The organism is Actinosynnema sp. NPDC037264 (genome assembly GCF_055603705.1).
Map to the genome: position 1 here is coordinate 1 of NZ_JBVJVK010000101.1, position 18,779 is coordinate 18,779.

Annotated in this window: 18 protein-coding genes; 8 read left to right on the top strand and 10 right to left on the bottom strand. The window is 71.2% G+C overall.

What is annotated here, in order from left to right; all coding sequences use genetic code 11:
- Window positions 1-98 precede the first annotated feature (98 nt).
- Both ACZ7GX_RS43965 and ACZ7GX_RS43970 read right to left on the bottom strand, forming a co-directional pair.
- Entirely contained in the window at window positions 99-1,694 is a 1,596-nt protein-coding gene (locus ACZ7GX_RS43965; protein ID WP_498786563.1) for a glycoside hydrolase family 13 protein, read from the bottom strand.
- Between the two features lie 57 nt (window positions 1,695-1,751).
- Window positions 1,752-2,138: a globin gene (locus ACZ7GX_RS43970; protein ID WP_498786564.1), complete on the bottom strand. Its 387-nt coding sequence runs from the start codon at window positions 2,136-2,138 to the stop codon at window positions 1,752-1,754.
- A 70-nt stretch (window positions 2,139-2,208) separates the two neighbouring features.
- Between ACZ7GX_RS43970 and ACZ7GX_RS43975 the strand changes: the two genes are divergently transcribed.
- Both ACZ7GX_RS43975 and ACZ7GX_RS43980 read left to right on the top strand, forming a co-directional pair.
- The gene (locus ACZ7GX_RS43975; protein ID WP_498786566.1) at window positions 2,209-3,897 is read left to right on the top strand and encodes a hypothetical protein; all 1,689 of its coding nucleotides are present in this window, start codon (window positions 2,209-2,211) and stop codon (window positions 3,895-3,897) included.
- Window positions 3,898-4,020: 123 nt separating this feature from the next.
- On the top strand, window positions 4,021-5,391 hold the full coding sequence (locus ACZ7GX_RS43980) for an NsdA family TPR-like regulatory protein (protein WP_498786568.1): 1,371 nt from the start codon (window positions 4,021-4,023) through the stop codon (window positions 5,389-5,391).
- Between the two features lie 51 nt (window positions 5,392-5,442).
- Here the strand turns inward: ACZ7GX_RS43980 and ACZ7GX_RS43985 are convergent, their stop codons facing one another.
- Together ACZ7GX_RS43985 and ACZ7GX_RS43990 are read right to left on the bottom strand one after the other, a co-directional pair.
- Window positions 5,443-6,357, bottom strand: coding sequence for a mechanosensitive ion channel family protein (locus ACZ7GX_RS43985; protein WP_498786591.1), 915 nt, complete (start codon window positions 6,355-6,357; stop codon window positions 5,443-5,445).
- Between the two features lie 21 nt (window positions 6,358-6,378).
- Window positions 6,379-8,472: a prolyl oligopeptidase family serine peptidase gene (locus ACZ7GX_RS43990; protein WP_498786570.1), complete on the bottom strand. Its 2,094-nt coding sequence runs from the start codon at window positions 8,470-8,472 to the stop codon at window positions 6,379-6,381.
- Window positions 8,473-8,624: 152 nt separating this feature from the next.
- On the opposite strand from ACZ7GX_RS43990, the gene ACZ7GX_RS43995 reads away from it, so the two are divergent.
- Window positions 8,625-9,290 carry an HNH endonuclease gene (locus ACZ7GX_RS43995; protein ID WP_230565909.1) on the top strand — a complete coding sequence of 222 codons (666 nt, stop codon included), beginning with the start codon at window positions 8,625-8,627 and terminating at the stop codon, window positions 9,288-9,290.
- Between the two features lie 13 nt (window positions 9,291-9,303).
- On the opposite strand, the gene ACZ7GX_RS44000 is transcribed toward ACZ7GX_RS43995, so the two are convergent.
- Window positions 9,304-9,702, bottom strand: coding sequence for a hypothetical protein (locus tag ACZ7GX_RS44000; RefSeq protein ID WP_498786572.1), 399 nt, complete (start codon window positions 9,700-9,702; stop codon window positions 9,304-9,306).
- A gap of 485 nt (window positions 9,703-10,187) precedes the next feature.
- Here ACZ7GX_RS44000 and ctaJ point away from each other — a divergent pair, with 485 nt between their 5' ends.
- Both ctaJ and ACZ7GX_RS44010 read left to right on the top strand, forming a co-directional pair.
- Window positions 10,188-10,433 carry an aa3-type cytochrome oxidase subunit CtaJ gene (gene ctaJ / locus ACZ7GX_RS44005; protein WP_106615147.1) on the top strand — a complete coding sequence of 82 codons (246 nt, stop codon included), beginning with the start codon at window positions 10,188-10,190 and terminating at the stop codon, window positions 10,431-10,433.
- Window positions 10,420-10,905 carry a DUF5130 family protein gene (locus ACZ7GX_RS44010; protein WP_498786574.1) on the top strand — a complete coding sequence of 162 codons (486 nt, stop codon included), beginning with the start codon at window positions 10,420-10,422 and terminating at the stop codon, window positions 10,903-10,905. Before ctaJ ends, ACZ7GX_RS44010 begins: the two co-directional genes overlap by 14 nt.
- A gap of 56 nt (window positions 10,906-10,961) precedes the next feature.
- Here the strand turns inward: ACZ7GX_RS44010 and ACZ7GX_RS44015 are convergent, their stop codons facing one another.
- Both ACZ7GX_RS44015 and ACZ7GX_RS44020 read right to left on the bottom strand, forming a co-directional pair.
- Window positions 10,962-11,126: a DUF397 domain-containing protein gene (locus ACZ7GX_RS44015; RefSeq protein WP_498786576.1), complete on the bottom strand. Its 165-nt coding sequence runs from the start codon at window positions 11,124-11,126 to the stop codon at window positions 10,962-10,964.
- Complete coding sequence (locus tag ACZ7GX_RS44020) at window positions 11,123-11,965, bottom strand: helix-turn-helix domain-containing protein (protein ID WP_498786578.1); 843 nt, start codon at window positions 11,963-11,965, stop codon at window positions 11,123-11,125. Before ACZ7GX_RS44020 ends, ACZ7GX_RS44015 begins: the two co-directional genes overlap by 4 nt.
- Window positions 11,966-12,179: 214 nt before the next feature.
- Here ACZ7GX_RS44020 and ACZ7GX_RS44025 point away from each other — a divergent pair, with 214 nt between their 5' ends.
- Window positions 12,180-13,058 carry a helix-turn-helix domain-containing protein gene (locus tag ACZ7GX_RS44025; protein ID WP_498786579.1) on the top strand — a complete coding sequence of 293 codons (879 nt, stop codon included), beginning with the start codon at window positions 12,180-12,182 and terminating at the stop codon, window positions 13,056-13,058.
- A gap of 200 nt (window positions 13,059-13,258) precedes the next feature.
- On the opposite strand, the gene ACZ7GX_RS44030 is transcribed toward ACZ7GX_RS44025, so the two are convergent.
- The 3 genes from ACZ7GX_RS44030 to pepN all read right to left on the bottom strand — a co-directional run bounded on the left by ACZ7GX_RS44030 (window position 13,259) and on the right by pepN (window position 16,424).
- Window positions 13,259-13,570, bottom strand: coding sequence for a type II toxin-antitoxin system PemK/MazF family toxin (locus ACZ7GX_RS44030; protein WP_498786581.1), 312 nt, complete (start codon window positions 13,568-13,570; stop codon window positions 13,259-13,261).
- Window positions 13,560-13,790, bottom strand: coding sequence for a hypothetical protein (locus ACZ7GX_RS44035; protein WP_498786583.1), 231 nt, complete (start codon window positions 13,788-13,790; stop codon window positions 13,560-13,562). Before ACZ7GX_RS44035 ends, ACZ7GX_RS44030 begins: the two co-directional genes overlap by 11 nt.
- A gap of 72 nt (window positions 13,791-13,862) precedes the next feature.
- Window positions 13,863-16,424 carry an aminopeptidase N gene (gene pepN / locus ACZ7GX_RS44040; RefSeq protein ID WP_498786585.1) on the bottom strand — a complete coding sequence of 854 codons (2,562 nt, stop codon included), beginning with the start codon at window positions 16,422-16,424 and terminating at the stop codon, window positions 13,863-13,865.
- Window positions 16,425-16,643: 219 nt separating this feature from the next.
- On the opposite strand from pepN, the gene ACZ7GX_RS44045 reads away from it, so the two are divergent.
- Entirely contained in the window at window positions 16,644-17,267 is a 624-nt protein-coding gene (locus tag ACZ7GX_RS44045; protein WP_498786587.1) for a mycothiol-dependent nitroreductase Rv2466c family protein, read from the top strand.
- 68 nt (window positions 17,268-17,335) lie between these two features.
- Window positions 17,336-18,691 carry an aldehyde dehydrogenase family protein gene (locus ACZ7GX_RS44050; protein ID WP_498786589.1) on the top strand — a complete coding sequence of 452 codons (1,356 nt, stop codon included), beginning with the start codon at window positions 17,336-17,338 and terminating at the stop codon, window positions 18,689-18,691.
- The last annotated feature ends 88 nt before the right edge of the window (window positions 18,692-18,779 follow it).

Consider the following 18,779-nt stretch of genomic DNA (forward strand, 5'->3'; position numbering starts at 1 on the left):
CCCCCCCCCCCCCCCCCCCCCCCCCCCCCCCCCCCCCCCCCCCCCCCCCCCCCCCCCCCCCCCCCCCCCCCCCCCCCCCCCCCCCCCCCCCCGCGTCGTCAGACCAGCCAGACCGCGGTGTCCGGCGGCAGCTGGTTGCCGTCCATCGGACCGCTGGCCAGCAGGATCTCCCCGGGCGGCAGCGGCACCGGGCCGCCGGAGGTGTTCAGGGCGCAGATCAGCCCGCCGCCCTTGCGCCGGAACGCGAAGCACCCGGGCGGCGCGCCGTACCACTCCAGTTCGTCGCCGCTGAACGCCGGCTGCGACTTCCGCAGCTCCAGCGCGTGCCGGTAGAACGAGAGCATCGAGTCGGGGTCTTCCAGCTGCGACTCGGCGGTCAGGCCGGCCCACTCGTTCGGCTGCGGCAGCCAGGTGGTCACGCCCTCGGAGAAGCCGAACGGCGGCGTGTCGCCCTCCCACGGCAGCGGGACGCGGCAGCCGTCGCGACCGCGCAGGGTGTGCCCGGACCGCAGCCAGATCGGGTCCTGCAACGCCCACTCCGGCAGCTCCACGTCCGGCAGGCCGAGCTCTTCGCCGTTGTAGAGGTAGACCACGCCGGGCAGCGCCAGTTCCACCAGCGTCATCGCCTTCGCCCGCTGCGCGCCGATCGCGCCGCCGCCGTACCGCGTCACGTGCCGCGGCACGTCGTGGTTGGACAACGTCCAGGTCGGCGGCGCGCCCACGCCGCGCACCGCGCCCAGCCCGTGCTCGATGGCCGAGCGGACGCCGTCCGCGTCGAACGGCGCCTCGAGGAACCGGAAGCTGAACCCGAGGTGCAGCTCGTCGGGCCGCAGGTACCGGGCGTACCGCTCGTCGTCCTTCACCCAGATCTCGCCGACGGCCATCCGGCCCGGGTACTCGTCGATGACCTTGCGGATCATCCGGTGGATCTCGTGCACGCCGTCGTTGTCGAACCGGGGGTCCAGCGCGTTGTCGTGCATCACGCCCGCGCCCAGCTCGACCCGCGGGTCGAGGTTCGGCAAGCCGTAGGGCTTGGCCATGCCGTGGGCGACGTCGATGCGGAACCCGTCCACCCCGCGGTCGAGCCAGAACCGCAGCGTGCGCGCCAGGTCGGCGGCGACCTCGGGGTTGTCCCAGTTCAGGTCGGGCTGCTCGGGCGCGAACAGGTGCAGGTACCACTGCCCGTCGGGCACCCGGGTCCACGCCGGCCCGCCGAACTGGCTGGGCCAGTTGTTCGGCGGCACGGACCCGTCGAACCCGCCGCCGTCGCGGAACACGAACCGGTCCCGCTCGACCGAGCCGGGCCCGGCCCGCAGCGCGGCCTGGAACCAGGCGTGCCGGTCGCTGGTGTGGTTCGGCACGAGGTCGATGGTGACCTTGAGGTTGTGCGCGTGCGCCTCGGTGACCAGCCGGTCGAACGCGGCCAGGTCGCCGAACAGCGGGTCGACGTCACGGGGGTCGGCCACGTCGTAGCCGTGGTCGGCCATGGGGGAGGTGAAGAACGGCGTGAGCCACAGGGCGTCCACGCCGAGCAGTTCGAGGTAGCCGAGCCGGGAGCGGATACCGTCGAGGTCGCCCACGCCGTCACCGTTCGCGTCGGCGAAGGATCGGACGTAGACCTGGTAGAAGACGGCGTCACGCCACCAGGCGGACTCGTCGGCGATCTCTGGTTGTAGATCGGAGGATCGTCGCACGAGGAGTCATCCTGCCATTCGCGACCGACACCACGACCCCGTTCGAGTGATCAAGAATCACACCCAGGCGTTCATCATGCTGTTGGCGGCCATCTCCAGGTACGCCCAGAGCTGCTTGCGGTGTTCGGGGGAGAGCTCGACGGAGTCGACGCCGACCTTGATGCAGCGCAACCAGGCGTCCCGCTCCACGGGACCGATCACGAACGGAGCGTGACGCATCCGCAACCGAGGATGACCGCGGTTGTCGGAATACGTGTGCGGACCGCCCCAGTACTGCATCAGGAACAGCCGGAACCGCTCCTCGGCGGGACCGAGGTCCTCTTCGGGGTACAGCGGGCGCAGGACGGGATCGGCGGCCACTTCCTCGTAGAAGACCGCGACGATCTTGTGGAACGTCTCGTACCCGCCCACTGCTTCGTAGAAGTTCTCCGGCGGAGTGGTCACCCCTCCATCCTGCCTCAGCCACCGACCGGCAGCCGACGCCGACCCCCGCCGCGGGCCTACGCTCGGCGCGGTGGACGAGGTGCGCAACGAGGCGTCCGAGGTGTCGGGCACGGTCGTGCAGGCCGGTGGCGACGTCACGGTGTACGTGGACGGCGACCAGGGCGCCGGGTCCCTCGTGGTGACGGTGGACCGGTCAGCGATCGAGGAGCTGGTGGAGTTCGCCGACGAGCCGGGTCTGTTCCACGCCTGGAGTCGCCGGGTCGGCGTGGTCGTCGAGGCGCGGGGCGCGCGGGCGGTCGTGCTGACGGGGTTGCGGGCGGTGGTCCTGGCCCGGCGGGCGCCCCGGCCGGTCGGCAGGCGGGCGGTGGTCGCCGGAGCCGTGGAGCCCGCCCGGTCCACCGTGGACTTCGACCGCGACCCGCCGCGCTCACCGGGCGCGGGGTTCCCGGTGGCGGTGTCGGCGACCCGGCCGCACGTGCTCGCGCTGGACCTGGTGGTGCGCGAGCACGAGGTCGACTGGCGCCTGGAGCTGGACTGGGTGTCCGACGGCGAGTCCGGGGTGTTCCTCGTACCCGACGCGGGCCACTTCACCCACCGGCCGCCCGGCGCGACGGCCGGGTTGGCGGGCGAGGTGTCGGTGCTGGTGCCGGGGCGGCCGGAGCCGGTGCCGGTGGGTCCCGGAGCCGTGTCCCCGGAGCGGATCCGGCGGCTCCTGGACCAGGTGATCGAGCACTGGTCGCACGCGCGGGCGTGGTTGCTGTCGACCAACCACTTCGCGATGGCCGGTCACGTCGCCGCGATCGACCCCGGCCGGGTGCGCGAGTGGATGCGGGCATTGCCGGGCATGGGGCAGAAGGAGCTCCTCGAGGTGGCGAGGGCGGTCGCGCCGGCCGATCCCGAACTGACCCGGCTGCTGGTGACCAGGGTCCGGCACGCGCGGACGGCCCCGTTGCCGAACGAAGCGGTTGAGCTGCTGGCCGAACTGGCGGCGACCATCCGCGTCGTCGACCCCGCGTTGGCGCGGGGTTTGCTGGAAGAGGCCGAGCCCCTCGTGCCGGAGATGTACGGAGGGCCCGGGATGGGGATGGCGATCCTGGCCGCCGCGTGGGGACCGCTGGACCCACGACGGGCTCGGGCGCTGGCGCTGGAGGCGGCCGGGCTGTGGACCGAGGTCCGACCGGCCTTGAGCGTGCGGCCGAGGCGGGAGGTCGATCACCTCGTGCGGGCGTTGGTCTGGTCGGACCCGGAGCAGGCGGTGCGCCTGGCGCGCGATCGCGACCTGCTGGCGCTGCTGGCCGGGCAGCCCGGGATCGACGGCCGGCGACTGGTCACCGAGTCGACCGATCCGCAGCGCACGGCGTTGCTGCTGGAGGAGGTGGCCGAGCCGGCCGACACCGACTGGTGGGTGGCTCAGGTGCGCGCCGTGACGCCCCTGCTGATGGTGGAACAACGGGTCCGCCTGCTGGCGCGGGTGGCGGCGGTCGTGGCGCCCGGTGCGGCCCGGGAGCTGGTCGCCGAGGCGGAACGCGAACTCGACTCGGTGATCTCCGCCCAGGAGCACTCGCGCGCGTCGGCCGAGGTGGCCTGCGCGGTCGCCCTGCTCGACCCGGACCGGGCGGAACGGCTCGCGCAGGCGATCCGGAGCTCGAAGGACCGGACGACGGTGCTCGTGGCCGTGGCTCACGCCCTGCACCGCAGGCTCGACCCGCGGGGCTCGGCCGAGCGCTCACCCCGACGACCACCCGCACCGGCGCCGTAGCGGTCCCAGCGCCCTGAGCGCCCGCTTGGCGAAGCAGTGGCGGACCGCGCCGATCCGTGGTGAACCCGCCGCGCGCCACCGCATCCTGGGCGCGACATCTCCTGTCACGAGGGAGAACACGACATGGGCGAGGCCAACGAGGCGCTCCACCGCTGGTTCCGGCAAGGAGGGTGGACCCAGCTCGAACTCGCGCGTGCCGTCGGGCGGCTCGGCCGGGCCCGGGGCTACAACGTCGCGCCGGACAGCTCACGGGTGCGGCGGTGGCTGGAGGGCGAACGGCCGCGGCACCCCGTCCCGGAGCTGTTGGCGGCGCTGTTCGCCGAACGGACGGGCAGGCCGTGCACGCCGGCGGACCTCGGCCTGGCCACGGCGTCGCCGACCCGCGATCAGGTCTCGTGGGACCACCGGGGCCTGGTCGCCACGTTGCAGGACTTCACCAGGAGCGATCTGATGATCAAACGCAGGGACGTGCTCGGCGCGACCGCCGCCCTGGCCACGGGCGCGGTCCTGGAAGGGCGCTTGACCGGGTGGCTGGACGCGGACGACGCGGCGCCGACCCCGGCACTGGGGCCGGGCCGCATCGGCACCGCGGAGATCGCCGAGATCGAGGCGGCGACCAGGACGTTCTGGGCCTGGGACGCCAAGCGCGGCGGCGGCCTGTACCGCGAGGCCGTGGTGGGACAGCTCAAGGCGATGACCGACCTGCTCGACCACACCTACCCCGACGCGATCTCCCGCCGCCTGTTCCGCTCGACCGCCGACCTCGCCAGGCTGGCCGGCTGGATGTCGCACGACGTCGGCCTCCAGGCGACCGCGCAGCAGTACTTCACGCTGGCCCTGCACTGCGCCAAGCGGGCGCGGGACACCGGGCTGGGCGTCGAGGTGCTGTCCCGGATGGCGCGCCAGATGGTGCACGTGGGCAAACCCCGCGAGGCGCTGTCCCTGGTCGCGCTGGCCCGGCGCGGCTCGGGGAGCAGGCTGGGGCCGATGCCGGCGGCCATGCTCGCGACCTGCGAGGCCTGGGCGCACGCCGGCCTCGGTGACGTCCGTGCGGTGGACCGGGCGGTCGGCGTCGCGGAGGCGGACTTCGCGCGCGCCGACCCCTCCGAGACCCCCGCGTGGCTGTCCTACTTCGACCGGGCCGGGCTGGAGGGCATGGCGGCCCTGTCGTACCGGACCGTGGCCGAACACCGACCGGGCGTCGAGCGGAGGGCCGAACCGCACCTCGTCGAGGCGCTGCGCCTGCGCCGCGACTCCTACCAGCGGTCGAACCTGTTCGACGTGATCTCCCTGCTGGGCGTCCGCGTGCTGCAGGGCGAGCACGCCGAGGCGAACCGCCTGGCGGCCGACCTGCTGAGCCCGGCCGGGCGCATCAGCTCGACCAGGACCTTCGACCGCCTCAAAGTCGTCCGCGACCGGGCCATGGCCGACGCCGCGCGCTCGAAGGAGGCGCGGTCGCTGGCCGACACGCTCGCCACGGTGATCGCGGCCTGAGCGGCTGCCGGGTGGTCGGGCAGCAGCACGGCGGCTCCTGCCCGACCTCCGTCAGGAGGACTTCAGGGAGATGCCCGCCTCGTCCAGCGCCGGCATCAGCTTGGCTCTCAGGGCACGCTGGACGGCCCACTGGCGGCCCGGCCGGACCTTCACCGTCACCCGCATGGTGATGCCCTCCGGCGTGACCTTCTCCACGCCGAGCACCTGCGGCTTGTCGATGACGTCCTTGGCCAGGACCTCCTCGCCCGTCGCGTCCTCCACGGCCTTGGTCAGCACCTCGCTGGCCGACGCCAGGTTCGCGCCGTACCCGAGCGGCAGGTCGACGACGGCCACGGCGAAGCCCTGCGAGGAGTTGCCGACCCGCAGGATCTCGCCGTTGCGGACGTACCAGACGGTGCCGTTGGTGTCGCGGATCGTGGTGATCCGCAGCGCGACCGACTCGACCGTGCCGGTCGCGGGGCCTAGGTCGACCACGTCGCCGACGCCGTACTGGTCCTCCAACATCATGAACATGCCGGACAGGAAGTCCTTGACCAGGTTCTGCGCGCCGAAACCGATGGCGACGCCGAGGATGCCCGCCGAGGTCAGGATCGGCGCGGGGTTCATGCCCAGCTCGGTGAGGACCTGGATGAACGCCACCCCGAACACGATGATCGTGACGAACGACTTGAGCACCGAGCCGATGGTCTTGGCCCGCTGCTCGCGCCGCTCGGAGACCAGCGCGCCCAGCGCCTGGGGAGCGCGCTCCCGCAGCGGCTTGAGCAACTTGGGCTTGCGACCCCCGTTGCCCCGGGTCATCCGGTCGATCAGCCGGCGGAGCAGGTAGCGGACCACGACGGCGATGATCAGCGTCAACGCGATCCGCAAGGCGCCCTCGGCGATCTTCGGCCCGTTGACCTCCCACCACGCGACGGCGAAGGCCGCCTCCACGTTGAACACCGGTGACGGCGTCGGCTCCACGTCCAGCACCTGCTCAGTCCTCCACTCTCACAACTCCAGGCCGGTCGCCCAGGCCAAGAAGGTCAACTGGTCCACGGCCAGGCCCACCGATCGGCTCACCGATCGGCCCGCGTGCCCCACCTCGGTCTCGCGGCGGAGCAGCACCGGGTGCTTGGTCGGATCACTCGACGTCGCGTGCTGCAGTGCCGCGCACATCTTCCGGGCGTGGTTGGGGTCCACGCGGCTGTCCGACTCGAAGACCGTGAACAGCACCGAAGGGTACTCAACTCCCGGCCGCACCCGGTGGTACGGGGAGTAGGCCAGCAGCCACGCCAGCTCTTCGGGCACGGCCGCCGAGCCGTACTCCTCCGCCCAGAGCCGCCCCAGCAGGAAGTTCTCGTACCGCACCATGTCCAGCAGTGGCGCTGAGCACACCACCGCCGCGTAGAGCTCCGGCCGCTGCGTCAACGCCGCACCGACGAGCAGCCCGCCGTTCGACCCACCCATGATCGACAACTGCTCCGGCGTGGTCCACCCGTCGCGGATCAACCGCTCGGCCGCCGCGTGGAAGTCGTCGAACACGTTCTGCTTGCGCTCCCGCATCCCCGCCCGGTGCCATTCCTCACCCTCCTCGTCGCCGCCGCGCAACGACGCGTGCGCCCACACGCCGCCCGCCTCGACCCACGCCAACGTGGTCGCGCTGTACCCCGGCCCGCGACCCACCGCGAACCCGCCGTACCCGGTCAGCAACGCCGGCCGGGGCAGGTCCGGGTGCTGCTTGCCGGACACCACGAACATTCGCACGACCGTGCCGTCGGCCGACGTGTACGAGACCTGTTGTGTGGACAACTCCGGCAGGGACACCGTTCCGGGCGCCGCCGCCTCCAGTTCGGTCCGGCCGGTCGACAGCGAGTACCGGTACACCGACAAGGGCGTGATGAAGTCGGACCACCCGAACCACAGCACGTCCCGGTCCGCAACGGTCAGCTCGTCGACTGTGGACAACCCGTGCAACGACCCCGTGCCGGGCAGCGGGACCTCCCGCAGGTGCTCGCCGGTCGCGGGGGAGTGCAGGTGCAGTTCCGACACCGCGTGCCGGGTCCGCAGCAGCACCAGCGACCCGTCCAGCCACGTCACCGCGTCCAGCACCGAGTCCGGCTGCTCGCCGACCAGCTCGGTCCACTCGGTCGGGGCCGCCGGGTCGGCCACGCACACCCGGAACCGGGGCGCGTCCCGGCTGGTCCGCAGGTAGAGCCGCCCGTCCGGGGCGACCCACGCCGAGCACTGCACGTCGTCGGAGTCGCGCACGACCGGCGTCAGCTCGCCCGAGCCGTGCAGGTCGGCGATCCACACCGAGTCGCGCCGCACGGTGCCGGGCGCGCCGTTCACCACCAGCCACCGGCCGTCCTCCGACAGCGACAGCCCGTAGTAGTAGGTGTGGTCCAGTCCGTCGCCGTGCACGTTCACGTCGTCGGACGCGGGCGTGCCCACCCGGTGCCGCCACACCCGCCGGTGGAACTGCCGCTCGTCCTCGGGCACCAGCGCGGGGTCGATCCGCCGCACGTAGAAGAACTCCTCGCCACCGGGCAGCCAGCCGACCGGCGAGTACCGGCACCGGTCGATCGGGCCGTCCAGCAGCTCGCCCGTGTCGACGTCCACGACGTGCAGCAACGAGTGCTCGTCACCGCCCACGGACACCTGGTAGGCCAGCCGCGTGCCCTCGCGGGACGGCGACCACTGGTCGAGGGTCGTCCGCCCGGACGGGTCCAGCCGCGACACGTCCAGCAGCACCCGCTCCACGCCGTCCACCCGCACGTACAGCACGGGGTGGTCCTCGTCCGGCCCGCGGCGCGTGTAGAACGCCCGCCCGGCCCGCCACACCGGCGTGCCGACGGAACCGGTCCGCATCAGCTCACCCAATCGGGCGGCGAGCGCGTCCCGGCCGGGCATCGCGTCCAGCCACGACCGCGCCACCCCGTCCTGCGCGTCCGACCACGCGGCCGTTCGGGGGTCCGCAGGGTCTTCGAGCCAGCGGTACGGGTCGGGGACCGCGTGTCCGTGCAGGTCGTCGACGAGGTCGAGCCGCGGTGCGGCGGGGTAGGTGATCGTCGCAGGCAGCGCTGCGCGGGAGGCATCGGTCACCTCGCCGAGCGTAGCCCGCGTGATGAAAACCATGTCCGATAGGGGGCCGTTCACCCAAGTTTCGGCCTCGGCTTCGTGACACGTCACATATCACAGGTGATTTTTGGGGTCGATCTGTGGTCTGCTAGGCCTGAACCGGTGGAGGTGGTCGCGTGCCAGACCGACAACCCACCCCGATCGGCGCCCTGGTGAACGCCGGGATCGCGTCGTCGGTGCCGTCCGGCCAAAAACAGCTCGCGCTGAACACCGTGCACACTGTGGCCGACGGCCAGGGGGCCGGTCCGGCGCCCGTGGTGTTGCCCTGGGGAAGACGCAAGGTCCTGCTGCTCAACGCCACGTTCGAACCGCTCACCGCGTTGCCCCTGCGGCGCGCGGTGGTCCTCGTCGTGTGCGGGAAGGCCGAGGTCGTGCACGGTGACCCCGCCGGGGCCGTCGTCCACTCCTCGACGTCCGAGGTCGTCGTCCCGTCGGTGATCCGGCTGGCGAACTACGTGCGCGTGCCCTACCGGGGCCGGGTCCCGCTCACGCGGGCCGGGCTGATGCACCGGGACCGGTACCGCTGCGCGTACTGCGGCGGACGCGCGGAGACGATCGACCACGTGGTGCCGCGCAGCCGGGGCGGCCCCCACTCGTGGACCAACTGCGTCGCCTGCTGCGCGAAGTGCAACCACCGCAAGGCCGACAAGCTCCTCTCGGAGCTCGGCTGGCGCCTGCGCGTGGTGCCCAACGCGCCCCGCGGGCCGCACTGGCGGCTGCTGGCCGGCGTCACCGAGGCCGACCCGCTGTGGCTGCCCTACCTCGGCGAGCCCGCGGCTTAGCGCCCGCTCCTCCTCACGCCGCCAGGACGTAGTCCCGGGGGTCGTCCGTGATGCGCACGGAGTCGTCGGTGATGCGCACGGAGTCGTCCGTGATGCGCACCGAGTCGTCGGTGATGCGCACCGATCCCGAGGTGATCCGGACCGAGCCCGCCATCGTGATGCGCACGGAGTCCGCGTCCGACCCGGTGATCCGGACGGAATCGGACTCCGACGCCGTGATCCGGACGGAGTCGTCCGTGGCCGAGGTGATGCGGACGGAGCCCTGAGAGGTGATCCGAACGGAGTCGTCGGAGGTGATGCGCACCGACTCGGCGAGCGTGGCCTGAGGCTGAACAGTGGTAACGCTCTGCTCCGATTGGGTGTACGACGAAAGGGTGAGGGCGGCGACCAGAACAAGGTTCATGGTGTACATGTCGTGTCCTCCGAGACTCATCGGGCGGGTATTGGTCTCCGGAATCGGATGCGCAAGACCCGTACAGGTGAAAAGCTAGAAGCCGAGTGGGCCCAGGACAAGACGCCAAACCGGCCGCCATTCGCCTCCGTCCGGGGGAAGGCCGACCGGGTGTACGGACTGCGACGATCGAGCACCGGAGCTGGTACATCCGGCACCGATGGACACCGAGCGTGACGTCGTCGCAGGTAGGACGTCAGGCAGCTCACAGGGCGCTATGCCACGTGCCAGGGCCCATCCCCGTGACGGTCACGTGCGCGCGGCCCCGGTCGGCGTCCCACCACGTGGTCACCGCCGTACGCGTGATCGCCGGGCACGCCCGCGGGGCCGCGTTCACAGTTGGAAGGGGCCGCCGGAGGCCCCGCGCACACCGCCCGACCCACACCAGTGCGGAAACGGGTGCCCTCACCCCGACCTGACCTGGACGATCGGTTACCGTAACCGGCGTGACCATCGTGGAGACCGTGCTCGTCTTCGCGCTGATCCCGCTGGCCATCTACGGCGTGATCACGCTACTGACGCTGAGGCCGAAGGCCACCCGCATTCAGCGGTACCGCCCGGGCCAGGAGTGGAACTACGCCCCCGTCTGGTGGACGGCGAACCCCGCGGGCCTGCCCGGCGGCGCGCACCAGGCCGTCACGGCGCCGGCCGAGGGCCGCACCGCAAAGGGAGGTGCCCGTGGCAACTGGTGAGCTGACGAGGGTGGACGTCGACCCGTCGACGCTGGAGGTCGGCGCGGTCGTGACCAACAGCGGCCGGGTGTCCGCCGCGAAGATGTACGAGCCGCACGCGCCGGGCCTGCCGTTCACGCCGGTGCAGCTGTCGAGCCTGGACGAGGCGCTGACGCTGGCCAGCCGCACCACCGGGTTGGACTTCAGCGTCTACCTCGGCGAGCTGGGCGCGGACCCGCGGGCGAAGGCCGAGGAGTTGCACGCCGCCACCGTGCGACCCACGCACGCCGTGCTGGTCGCCGTGTCGCCCGGTGAACGCCGGGTGGAGGTGGTGACGGGCGAGGAGTCCAACCGCCGCATCGCCGACCGCGGCGCGAAGCTCGCGGTGATGAGCATGGTCGCGTCCTTCAAGGAGGGCGACCTGTCCGGCGGCCTGGTGAGCGGCCTGCGGATGCTGACCGACCAGGCGGGCACGGCTCCCAAGCACGTCTGACGACCCCCGAACGACGAAGTGAAGGCCCCGGCGCACACCCGCCGGGGCCTTCGCGTTCACCGGGCCTTGAGCGCGTCCACGAACGCCTTCAGCCGTGCCGGGCTGACACCCAGCACGACCGAGGGGTTCTTGCTGTCCCGCACCGCGCCGAGGTGGTTCGCCACCTCCACGCAGGAGCCATCGCTGACACTCCTGTTGGACTTCTTCCAGCGCACGGTCATGCGACTCCCGTCGTCCGTTGCACCTCCTTCGCGATGAGTTCGAACGACTGCTCCGTGCTCATCGCGACCTCCAGCAACCTTGGCACGCACGCCTCGAAGCCGGCTACTGCCTCAGCCTCCTGCACGAAGACCGAGCTGACGTGGTTCTCCAGGTGCGCGAACGACGTGCCCTCGCACTTCAGCACCGTGAAGGCACCGTCGAGACCCGGATGCCAGCCGGTGGCGGTCGGCACGACCCTGAGGTCGACGTTCTCGTGCGCGCTCATCATCAGCAGGTGGTCGAACTGCTCGGTCATGACCTCCCGGCTGCCGAACGTCTGGCTGAGCACGGCCTCGCCGATCAGGACGGTGTAGCGGACGGGGTTGCGGCGGGTGAGGATGTCGCGCCGCCCCATCCGGACGGCGACGCGGGTGGCGATCTCCCCGTCGGGGATGCGGGCGGCTTCCATGATCGCGCGGGTGTAGGCGCTGACCTGCAGCAGGCCGGGGATGATCAGCGGTGACCAGCTGACGATCTCCTTGGCCATCTGCTCGACCTCCACGAGCGCGGCGATCTGGGAGCGCAGTTCGGGCATGTCGATCATCGCGAGGGGTGATCCACTCGGATCTTCGGTCATCGCCAGGATTTCTTCGCGATCCCGATCGGTGATGTCGAGCGGCTCGAGGATGCGGATGACCTCGGAGCGGGTCGGGACGCGCTGGCCGCTTTCGTTGCGCGAGAGCAACGAATGTACGACGCCAATCTTCCTCGCGAGTGCGCGTTGACTGAGGTTATTGGCCTCGCGGACGTTGCGCAAACGCGCGCCCAAAGCGATGGATTTCGAGGTGTTGCGGTTCATGGAAATGCATCTTAAAGCGGGACCAGTGGTCAAGTCTCTCGCTCGAAAAGGGGATTGACCAGGTGTTGCGGGCCGGACAAGGTGTTGTGCACCAGAGCTTCCGACCAGCCCGCACACTGGTCGGACATGTGCGGCGAGTGGTGCAGCGCGCGACGGGACTTCGCAGCGCACACCACTCGCCGCGCCCTTTGCAGACGTGCGTCAAGGGGGTTTCATGGAGTCCGAAGAAAGGCCGTCCGCGCGGCTGAGCACGGCCCGCAGTCGGGAATTGGGCGAGGAATTGCGCCGCGTCCGGCACCGGGCCCGGATGTCGTCGGCATTCGTCGCCGACGCGCTCGGCTGGTCGTTGGGCAAGCTGTCGAAACTCGAAACCGGCACGCGCGGCACGAGTCCGTGGGAGATCGGGACGCTGCTGGGCCGGTGTGGCGCGGACAAGGCGACCCGCGACCGGGTCCTGGCGATCGCCAGCGAGGTCGACGCGGGCAACTTCCTGCGCCGGCACGACCCGTGGCCGGACACGCTCACGGCGCTGTCCGTGCACGAGCACGTGGCCCGCACGGTGACGACCTACGAGCCGCTGGTCGTGCCGAGCCTGGCGCAGACCGAGGACTACGCGTACGCCTTGACCAAGGACCGGGACCTGACGGAGGCGCGCATGTCGCGGCAGGACGCGTTGCGCAGGCCGGGCGGGCCGGAGACGGTGATCTACATCCACGAGGCGGCGTTGCGGATCGTGGTCGGCGACGCGAGGGTCATGCGCGACCAGATGCTGCGCCTGACGTTGATGTGCGGCTGGTCGCGCATCAGCCCGCGGATCATCCCGATGAGCGCGCCGTCGCACACCTACCTGCGCCACTCCGGGACCCTGCTGACGTTCTCGTCGCCGGTCAAGCCGCTGGCCTACGCGGAGACCGAGACGGCGACGGTGTTCCACGACGACCCGACCGCGATCGACGCCTACGAGGCCAAGATGCGCCAGCTGGAGCGCGTGGTCCTGAGCCCGGCCCACTCACGCGACGTGTTCGCCCGCTGGGCCGACGCCTACGACCGCGACCACCGCTCCGCGCCGGACGCGAAACGGAGCAGCGCCTGAAGCGCTGCCCCGTTCACCTCGAAGCCGTCACCAGGTCCGAAGCCATCACCACGCACGCAGCGGCTCCGCGCACGTCACACGTCGAACCTCAGGACCGGTCGAACTCCTGGGCCGCCAGGGCGCGCACGATGCCCGCACGGCCCTCCGACACCAGTCGGCGCGGTACCGCGCCACGAACGGTCGGAGCGGCACCGCCCAGTTCACAGGTCGAGCACGATGCGAAGAGCGGTATCCACCTCGTTCATCTCGTGCAGGGACAACCTTCCGGCCCGATCACCCAAGCGTTGGGGGTCGATGGCCGTTGTCTGTTCTACGAGCACTCGAGTGGGCTGCCCGTTCAGTTCGATCTCAGGGCGGAACGACGCCGGTCGAGCCGAGGTGGAGGTCGGCGCGACGAGCCACGTGCTCAACGGGAGCGCGTTCGACTGGACGACGACCGCGTAGCGACTGCCTTGCTGCTCGTGCCCGGTAGCGTTGCGCGGCGCCCGAAGGCGGTAGACCTCACCACGCACGCAGTGGCTCCAAGTCGGCGAGTACGGCCCTTGCTTCCGCCACGTCCTCGGGGTCGGCTGCCAACGCGAGCGCTTCCTCGCGCAATGCCTCGGCCTGCTGCACCTTCGCGGCCAGGAGCAGGGCCTCGCGGATCGCGGCTGAAGCGCTGCGGCCATCGGCCGTCAATCTCTCCAGTGCCCGTTCCGTCTCGGTGTCCGGGCGAAAAGTGATGGTGCCCATGTGGGGAGTGTACTACGACTTGTGTGACGTGCGGTGACACGACCGGGTGCACCGCACGTCACACGTCGAACCTCAGGACCGGTCGAACTCCTGGGCCGCCAGGGCGCGCACGATGCCCGCACGGCCCTCCGACACCAGTCGGCGCAGGGCCGGCGGGCGTTCTTCGGCCAGCCACTCGTCGGCCGCCGTGACCGTCTCCTTCGAGATCGACCACGACGGGAACAGGCCGACGACCATGGACTGCGCCCGCTCGCTCGACCGGCGCTCCCACACGTCGGCCACGTCGGCGAAGTACCGCGCGACGAACGGCTGGAGCAGCGCCTTCTGGCCGGGGTGCTGGATGCCCGCGATGATCGCCTCCGACACCGCGTTCGGCAGCTCGTCGTCGTTCACCGCGCGGTCCCACGCCTCGGTCTTCGCCTCGATCGTCGGCCGCAGCGCGCGGGCCGACTCGGCCTTGCGGCGACCGGTGGCGGTGGGGTCGCGCTCCTCCTCGGCCCGGATCTCGTCCAGCCCGGCGGCGCCGTGCGCGACCAGCGCGTGCAGCAGCCGCCACCGCAGGTCGGTGTCCACGTCGAGGCCGTCGAGCACGTCCGTGCCGTCCAGCCAGCCGCGCACGACCTCCTGCGTCGCGGAGTCGAGCACGGACCCGGCCAGGGAGTTGACGAACGCCAGCTGGTGGTCCGAACCGGGCTCGGCGGCACGGGCCAGCTCCAGGACCCGCGTGGTGAACCGCCGCCAGCCCTCGTCGCGCCACGACACGTCCGCGTACGACGACAGCGCCGTCTGCGCCTGCAGCAGCAGCCGCTGCACGACGCCGACCTCGGTCTCCGCGTGCAGGCCGCCGAGCACCAGGTTCACGAAGTCGCGCGCCTTCAGCTCGGCCTCGCGCGTCATCTCCCACGCCGCCGACCAGCACAGCGTGCGCGGCAGCGGCTCGGCGATGTCGGCGATGTGGTCGATCAGCGACGCCAGCGAGTCGGCGTCCAGGCGCATCGTGCAGTAGGTGAGGTCGTCGTCGTTGACCAGCACCAGCTTGCCGCGCGGCACGCCGACCAGCTCGGGGACCTCGGTCCGCTCGCCGGACACGTCCAGCTCCACCCGGTGGGTGCGCACGAGCTTGCCGTCGGCGTCCGCGTCGTACACGCCGATCGCCAACCGGTGCGTGCGCAGCTCGCCCGCGCCCGGCCGCGCGCCGCCCTGGAGCACGGCGAACTCGGTGAACCTGCCCTGGGAGTCGACCGAGTACTTGGGTCGCAGCAGGTTCAGGCCGGTGGTCTCCAGCCACTGCGCGCTCCACCACGACAGGTCGCGGCCGGACGCCTCTTCGAGCGCGTTGAGCAGGTCGGCCAGCGTCGCGTTGCCCCAGGCGTGCTTGCCGAAGTACACCCGCAGGCCGGACAGGAAGTTCTCCAGGCCGACGTAGGCCACCAGCTGCTTGAGCACCGAGGCGCCCTTGGCGTAGGTGATGCCGTCGAAGTTGACCTCGACCGCCTGCAGGTCCGGGATGTCGGCGGCCACGGGGTGCGTGGACGGCAGCTGGTCCTGCCGGTAGGCCCACGACTTCTCGATCTTGGCGAACGTCGTCCACGCCTGCCGGTACTCGGTCGCCTCGGCCTGCGCCAGCACCGACGCCCAGGTGGCGAACGACTCGTTCAGCCACAGGTCGTCCCACCAGCGCATGGTCACCAGGTCGCCGAACCACATGTGCGCCATCTCGTGCAGCACGGTCTCGGCACGGCGTTCGTACAGGTAGCGGGTGACGCGGCTGCGGAAGACGTAGTCCTCCAGGAACGTGACGCAGCCCGCGTTCTCCATCGCGCCCGCGTTGAACTCGGGCACGAAGCACTGGTCGTACTTGCCGAACGGGTACGTGACCCCGAACGCCTTGTGGAAGAAGCCGAAACCCTGCTTGGTCTCGGTGAACAGCCGCTCGGCGTCCATGTGCGGCGCGAGCGACGCGCGGCAGTAGATGCCGAGCGGGATCGTGGTGTCGCCGTCCTGGAACTCGTCGCGCCACTCGGCGTAAGGACCGGCGACCAGCGCGACCAGGTACGTCGACATGGGCTTGGTGGTGGCGAAGACGTGCACGTCCGCGCCGCCCGAACCGTCCACAGTGGACTCGATCGCCGCGTTGGAGACGACCTTCCAGTGGTGCGGCGCGGTCACCGTGAGCTGGTAGACCGACTTCAGGTCGGGCTGGTCGAAGCAGGCGAACATGCGCTTGGCGTCCGCCGTCTCGAACTGCGAGTACAGGTACACCTCGCCGTCGACCGGGTCGACGAACCGGTGCAGGCCCTCGCCGGTGTTCATGTACCGGCAGTCGGCCTCGACCGTCAGCTCGTTGACCTCGGCCAGGTCGGGCAGGTGGATGCCGTCTTCCTCGCGGTAGGAGGAGACGTCCAGCTCGTGCCCGTTGAGCACGGCGCGGTGGACATTGGCGGCCACGACGTCGACCCACGAGGACGCGCCGGGCGTCTGGCTGCGGAAGGCAACCGTCGTGGTCGAGCGGAACGTGTCCGAGCCGGGCTTTCCGCCACCGTCGGTCAGGTCCAGCTCGATCCGGTAGGAATCGACCTCCAGCAGCGAGGCCCGCTGCTGCGCCTGGTCGCGGGTGAGGTTGGGTGCCGCCACTGGTCACCTCGTCTGCCGCCGCCACGGGACCTCGGCGTCGGCGTCGTCGGAACGGGTATGGGTGTCGAGTCGGTGAACACGACAGTCGCATCCAATCACGTGGGACCCCCGGAAGTGGACTGGCGTCCGAGGGAAGACTGCGCGTGGTGGGCTGGTTGAGCACGATGGAAGCGCCGGACCCGGCGCACCGCTCACGAACAGCCACGGAGGGAACACCGCATGTCGACAGAGGGACGTACGAAGGTCGACTTCTACTTCGACCCGATCTGCCCGTTCGCGTGGATCTCGTCCCGGTGGATCCTCGAGGTGGAGAAGCAGCGCGACCTCGACCTGAACTTCCGCGTGATGAGCCTGTCCGTGCTCAACGAGGACCGGGACCTGCCGGCCGACTACCGCGACATGATGGACCGCGGCTGGGGGCCGGTGCGCGTCGCCATCGCCGCGGCCAAGCTCAAGGGCGACGGCGTGCTGCGCGACCTCTACACCGCGCTCGGCACCCGGATCCACAACGAGGGCCTGGGCAGCACGCGTGACTACGACCAGGCCATCAAGCTCGCGCTGGAGGACGTGGACCTGCCCGCGGAGCTGGCCGAGGCCGCGCACACCGACGAGCACGACGAGGAGCTGCGGGCCAGCCACCACCGCGGCATGGACCCGGTGGGCATGGACGTCGGCACGCCGACGATCCACATCGACGGCGTGGCGTTCTTCGGGCCCGTGCTCACCAAGATCCCGCGTGGCGAGGACGCGGTGAAGGTGTTCGACGGCGCGCGGGCGTTGGCGGGCTTCCCGTACTTCTTCGAGCTCAAGCGCACCCGGACCGGGGGTCTGGACTTCTCCTGACGCGTCCGGTGTGACACTCTGGGGCAAAGTTCGTCTTGGAGTGTCACACCGTTCTCGGGGAGTCCGCAGTGATCGAGGTCGTCAACCCGACCACCGAAGAGGTCGTCGGCACGGTCCCCGCCGGCACGCCCGACGCCGTGGACGCCGCCGTGACCAGGGCCGTCGCCGCGTTCCCGGCGTGGTCGGCGACGTCGCCGGACTCCCGGCTCGCCCTCGTGCGGGCGGTCGCGGACGCCATCGAGGCGCGGGCGGCGGAGTTCGCCGCGACCATGACGGCCGAGATGGGCACCCCGGCCACGTTCGCGTCACGGGTGCAGGTGCCGAACCCGGTGGGCATCGCGCGCGGCGTGGCGGACGTGCTCGCCGCCGGGTACTTCGACGGTGCGGAGATCGGGAACTCGCTCGTGCTGCGGGAGCCGGTCGGCGTGGTCGCGGCCATCACGCCGTGGAACTTCCCGTTGCAGCAGATGGTGGCCAAGGTCGTGCCCGCGCTGGCGGCCGGGAACGTGGTCGTGCTCAAGCCGAGCGAGCTGGCGCCCCTCACGGCCGACCTGCTCGCTTCGGTGCTCCACGACGTCGGCGTGCCCGAGGGCGTGTTCGCCCTGGTCCACGGCACGGGACCGGTGGTCGGCGAGGCGTTGGCCAGTCACCCGATGGTGGACATGGTGTCGTTCACCGGCTCGACGCGGGCCGGTCGGCGGGTGTCCGCGCTGGCCGCCGAGACGGTGAAGCGGGTGGCGTTGGAGCTGGGCGGCAAGTCGGCGAACGTGGTGCTCGACGACGCCGACCTGACCCGTGCGGTGAAGATCGGCGTGGGCAACGCGTACATGAACAACGGCCAGGCGTGCAGCGCGTGGACCCGCTTGCTGGTGCCCGCTTCCCGGCACGACGAGGCGGTGGAGATCGCGGTCGCCGCCGCGGCCAAGTACGAGCCCGCCGATCCGGCCCTCCCGACGACCCGCATGGGTCCGGCGGTGTCGGCCGCGCAGCGCGACCGCGTCGTCGGCTACATCGAGCGCGGCATCTCCGAAGGGGCGAAGCTCGCCCTCGGCGGCCCTTCCCGACCTCTCGACCGCGGCTTCTTCGTCACGCCGACCGTGTTCGGCGGCGTCCGGCCGGACATGGCGATCGCGCAGGAGGAGATCTTCGGCCCGGTGCTGTCCGTCATGCCCTACGCGGACGAGGACGACGCCGTGCGGATCGCGAACTCCACCATCTACGGCCTGGGCGGCGCGGTGTTCTCCGCGGACACCGACCGCGCCCTCGCCGTGGCCAAGCGCTTGCGCACCGGCCAGGTGGACATCAACGGCGCCGCGTTCAACACCAGCGCCCCGTTCGGCGGCTACCGCCAGTCGGGCAACGGCCGCGAGTTCGGCCCCCACGGCCTGGACGAGTTCACCGAGCTGAAGTCCATCCAGCGCTAGCGCCTGTTTCACAAGTCTCGTTCGATGAGAGTCGCGCCTGAGGTGGTTCCCGGCGGTGCGGCCGAATGGGCCGCATACCGCTGTTGTA

What these genes read in the sequence shown, in the direction of transcription:
- ACZ7GX_RS44015 (WP_498786576.1), bottom strand. Translation starts at nt 11,126, where the DNA reads ATGACCGTGCGCTGGAAGAAGTCCAACAGGAGTGTCAGCGATGGCTCC.
- ACZ7GX_RS44045 (WP_498786587.1), top strand. Translation starts at nt 16,644, where the DNA reads ATGTCGACAGAGGGACGTACGAAGGTCGACTTCTACTTCGACCCGATC.
- ACZ7GX_RS43980 (WP_498786568.1), top strand. Translation starts at nt 4,021, where the DNA reads ATGGGCGAGGCCAACGAGGCGCTCCACCGCTGGTTCCGGCAAGGAGGG.
- ACZ7GX_RS44035 (WP_498786583.1), bottom strand. Translation starts at nt 13,790, where the DNA reads ATGGGCACCATCACTTTTCGCCCGGACACCGAGACGGAACGGGCACTG.
- ACZ7GX_RS44000 (WP_498786572.1), bottom strand. Translation starts at nt 9,702, where the DNA reads ATGTACACCATGAACCTTGTTCTGGTCGCCGCCCTCACCCTTTCGTCG.
- ACZ7GX_RS44025 (WP_498786579.1), top strand. Translation starts at nt 12,180, where the DNA reads ATGGAGTCCGAAGAAAGGCCGTCCGCGCGGCTGAGCACGGCCCGCAGT.
- ACZ7GX_RS44020 (WP_498786578.1), bottom strand. Translation starts at nt 11,965, where the DNA reads ATGAACCGCAACACCTCGAAATCCATCGCTTTGGGCGCGCGTTTGCGC.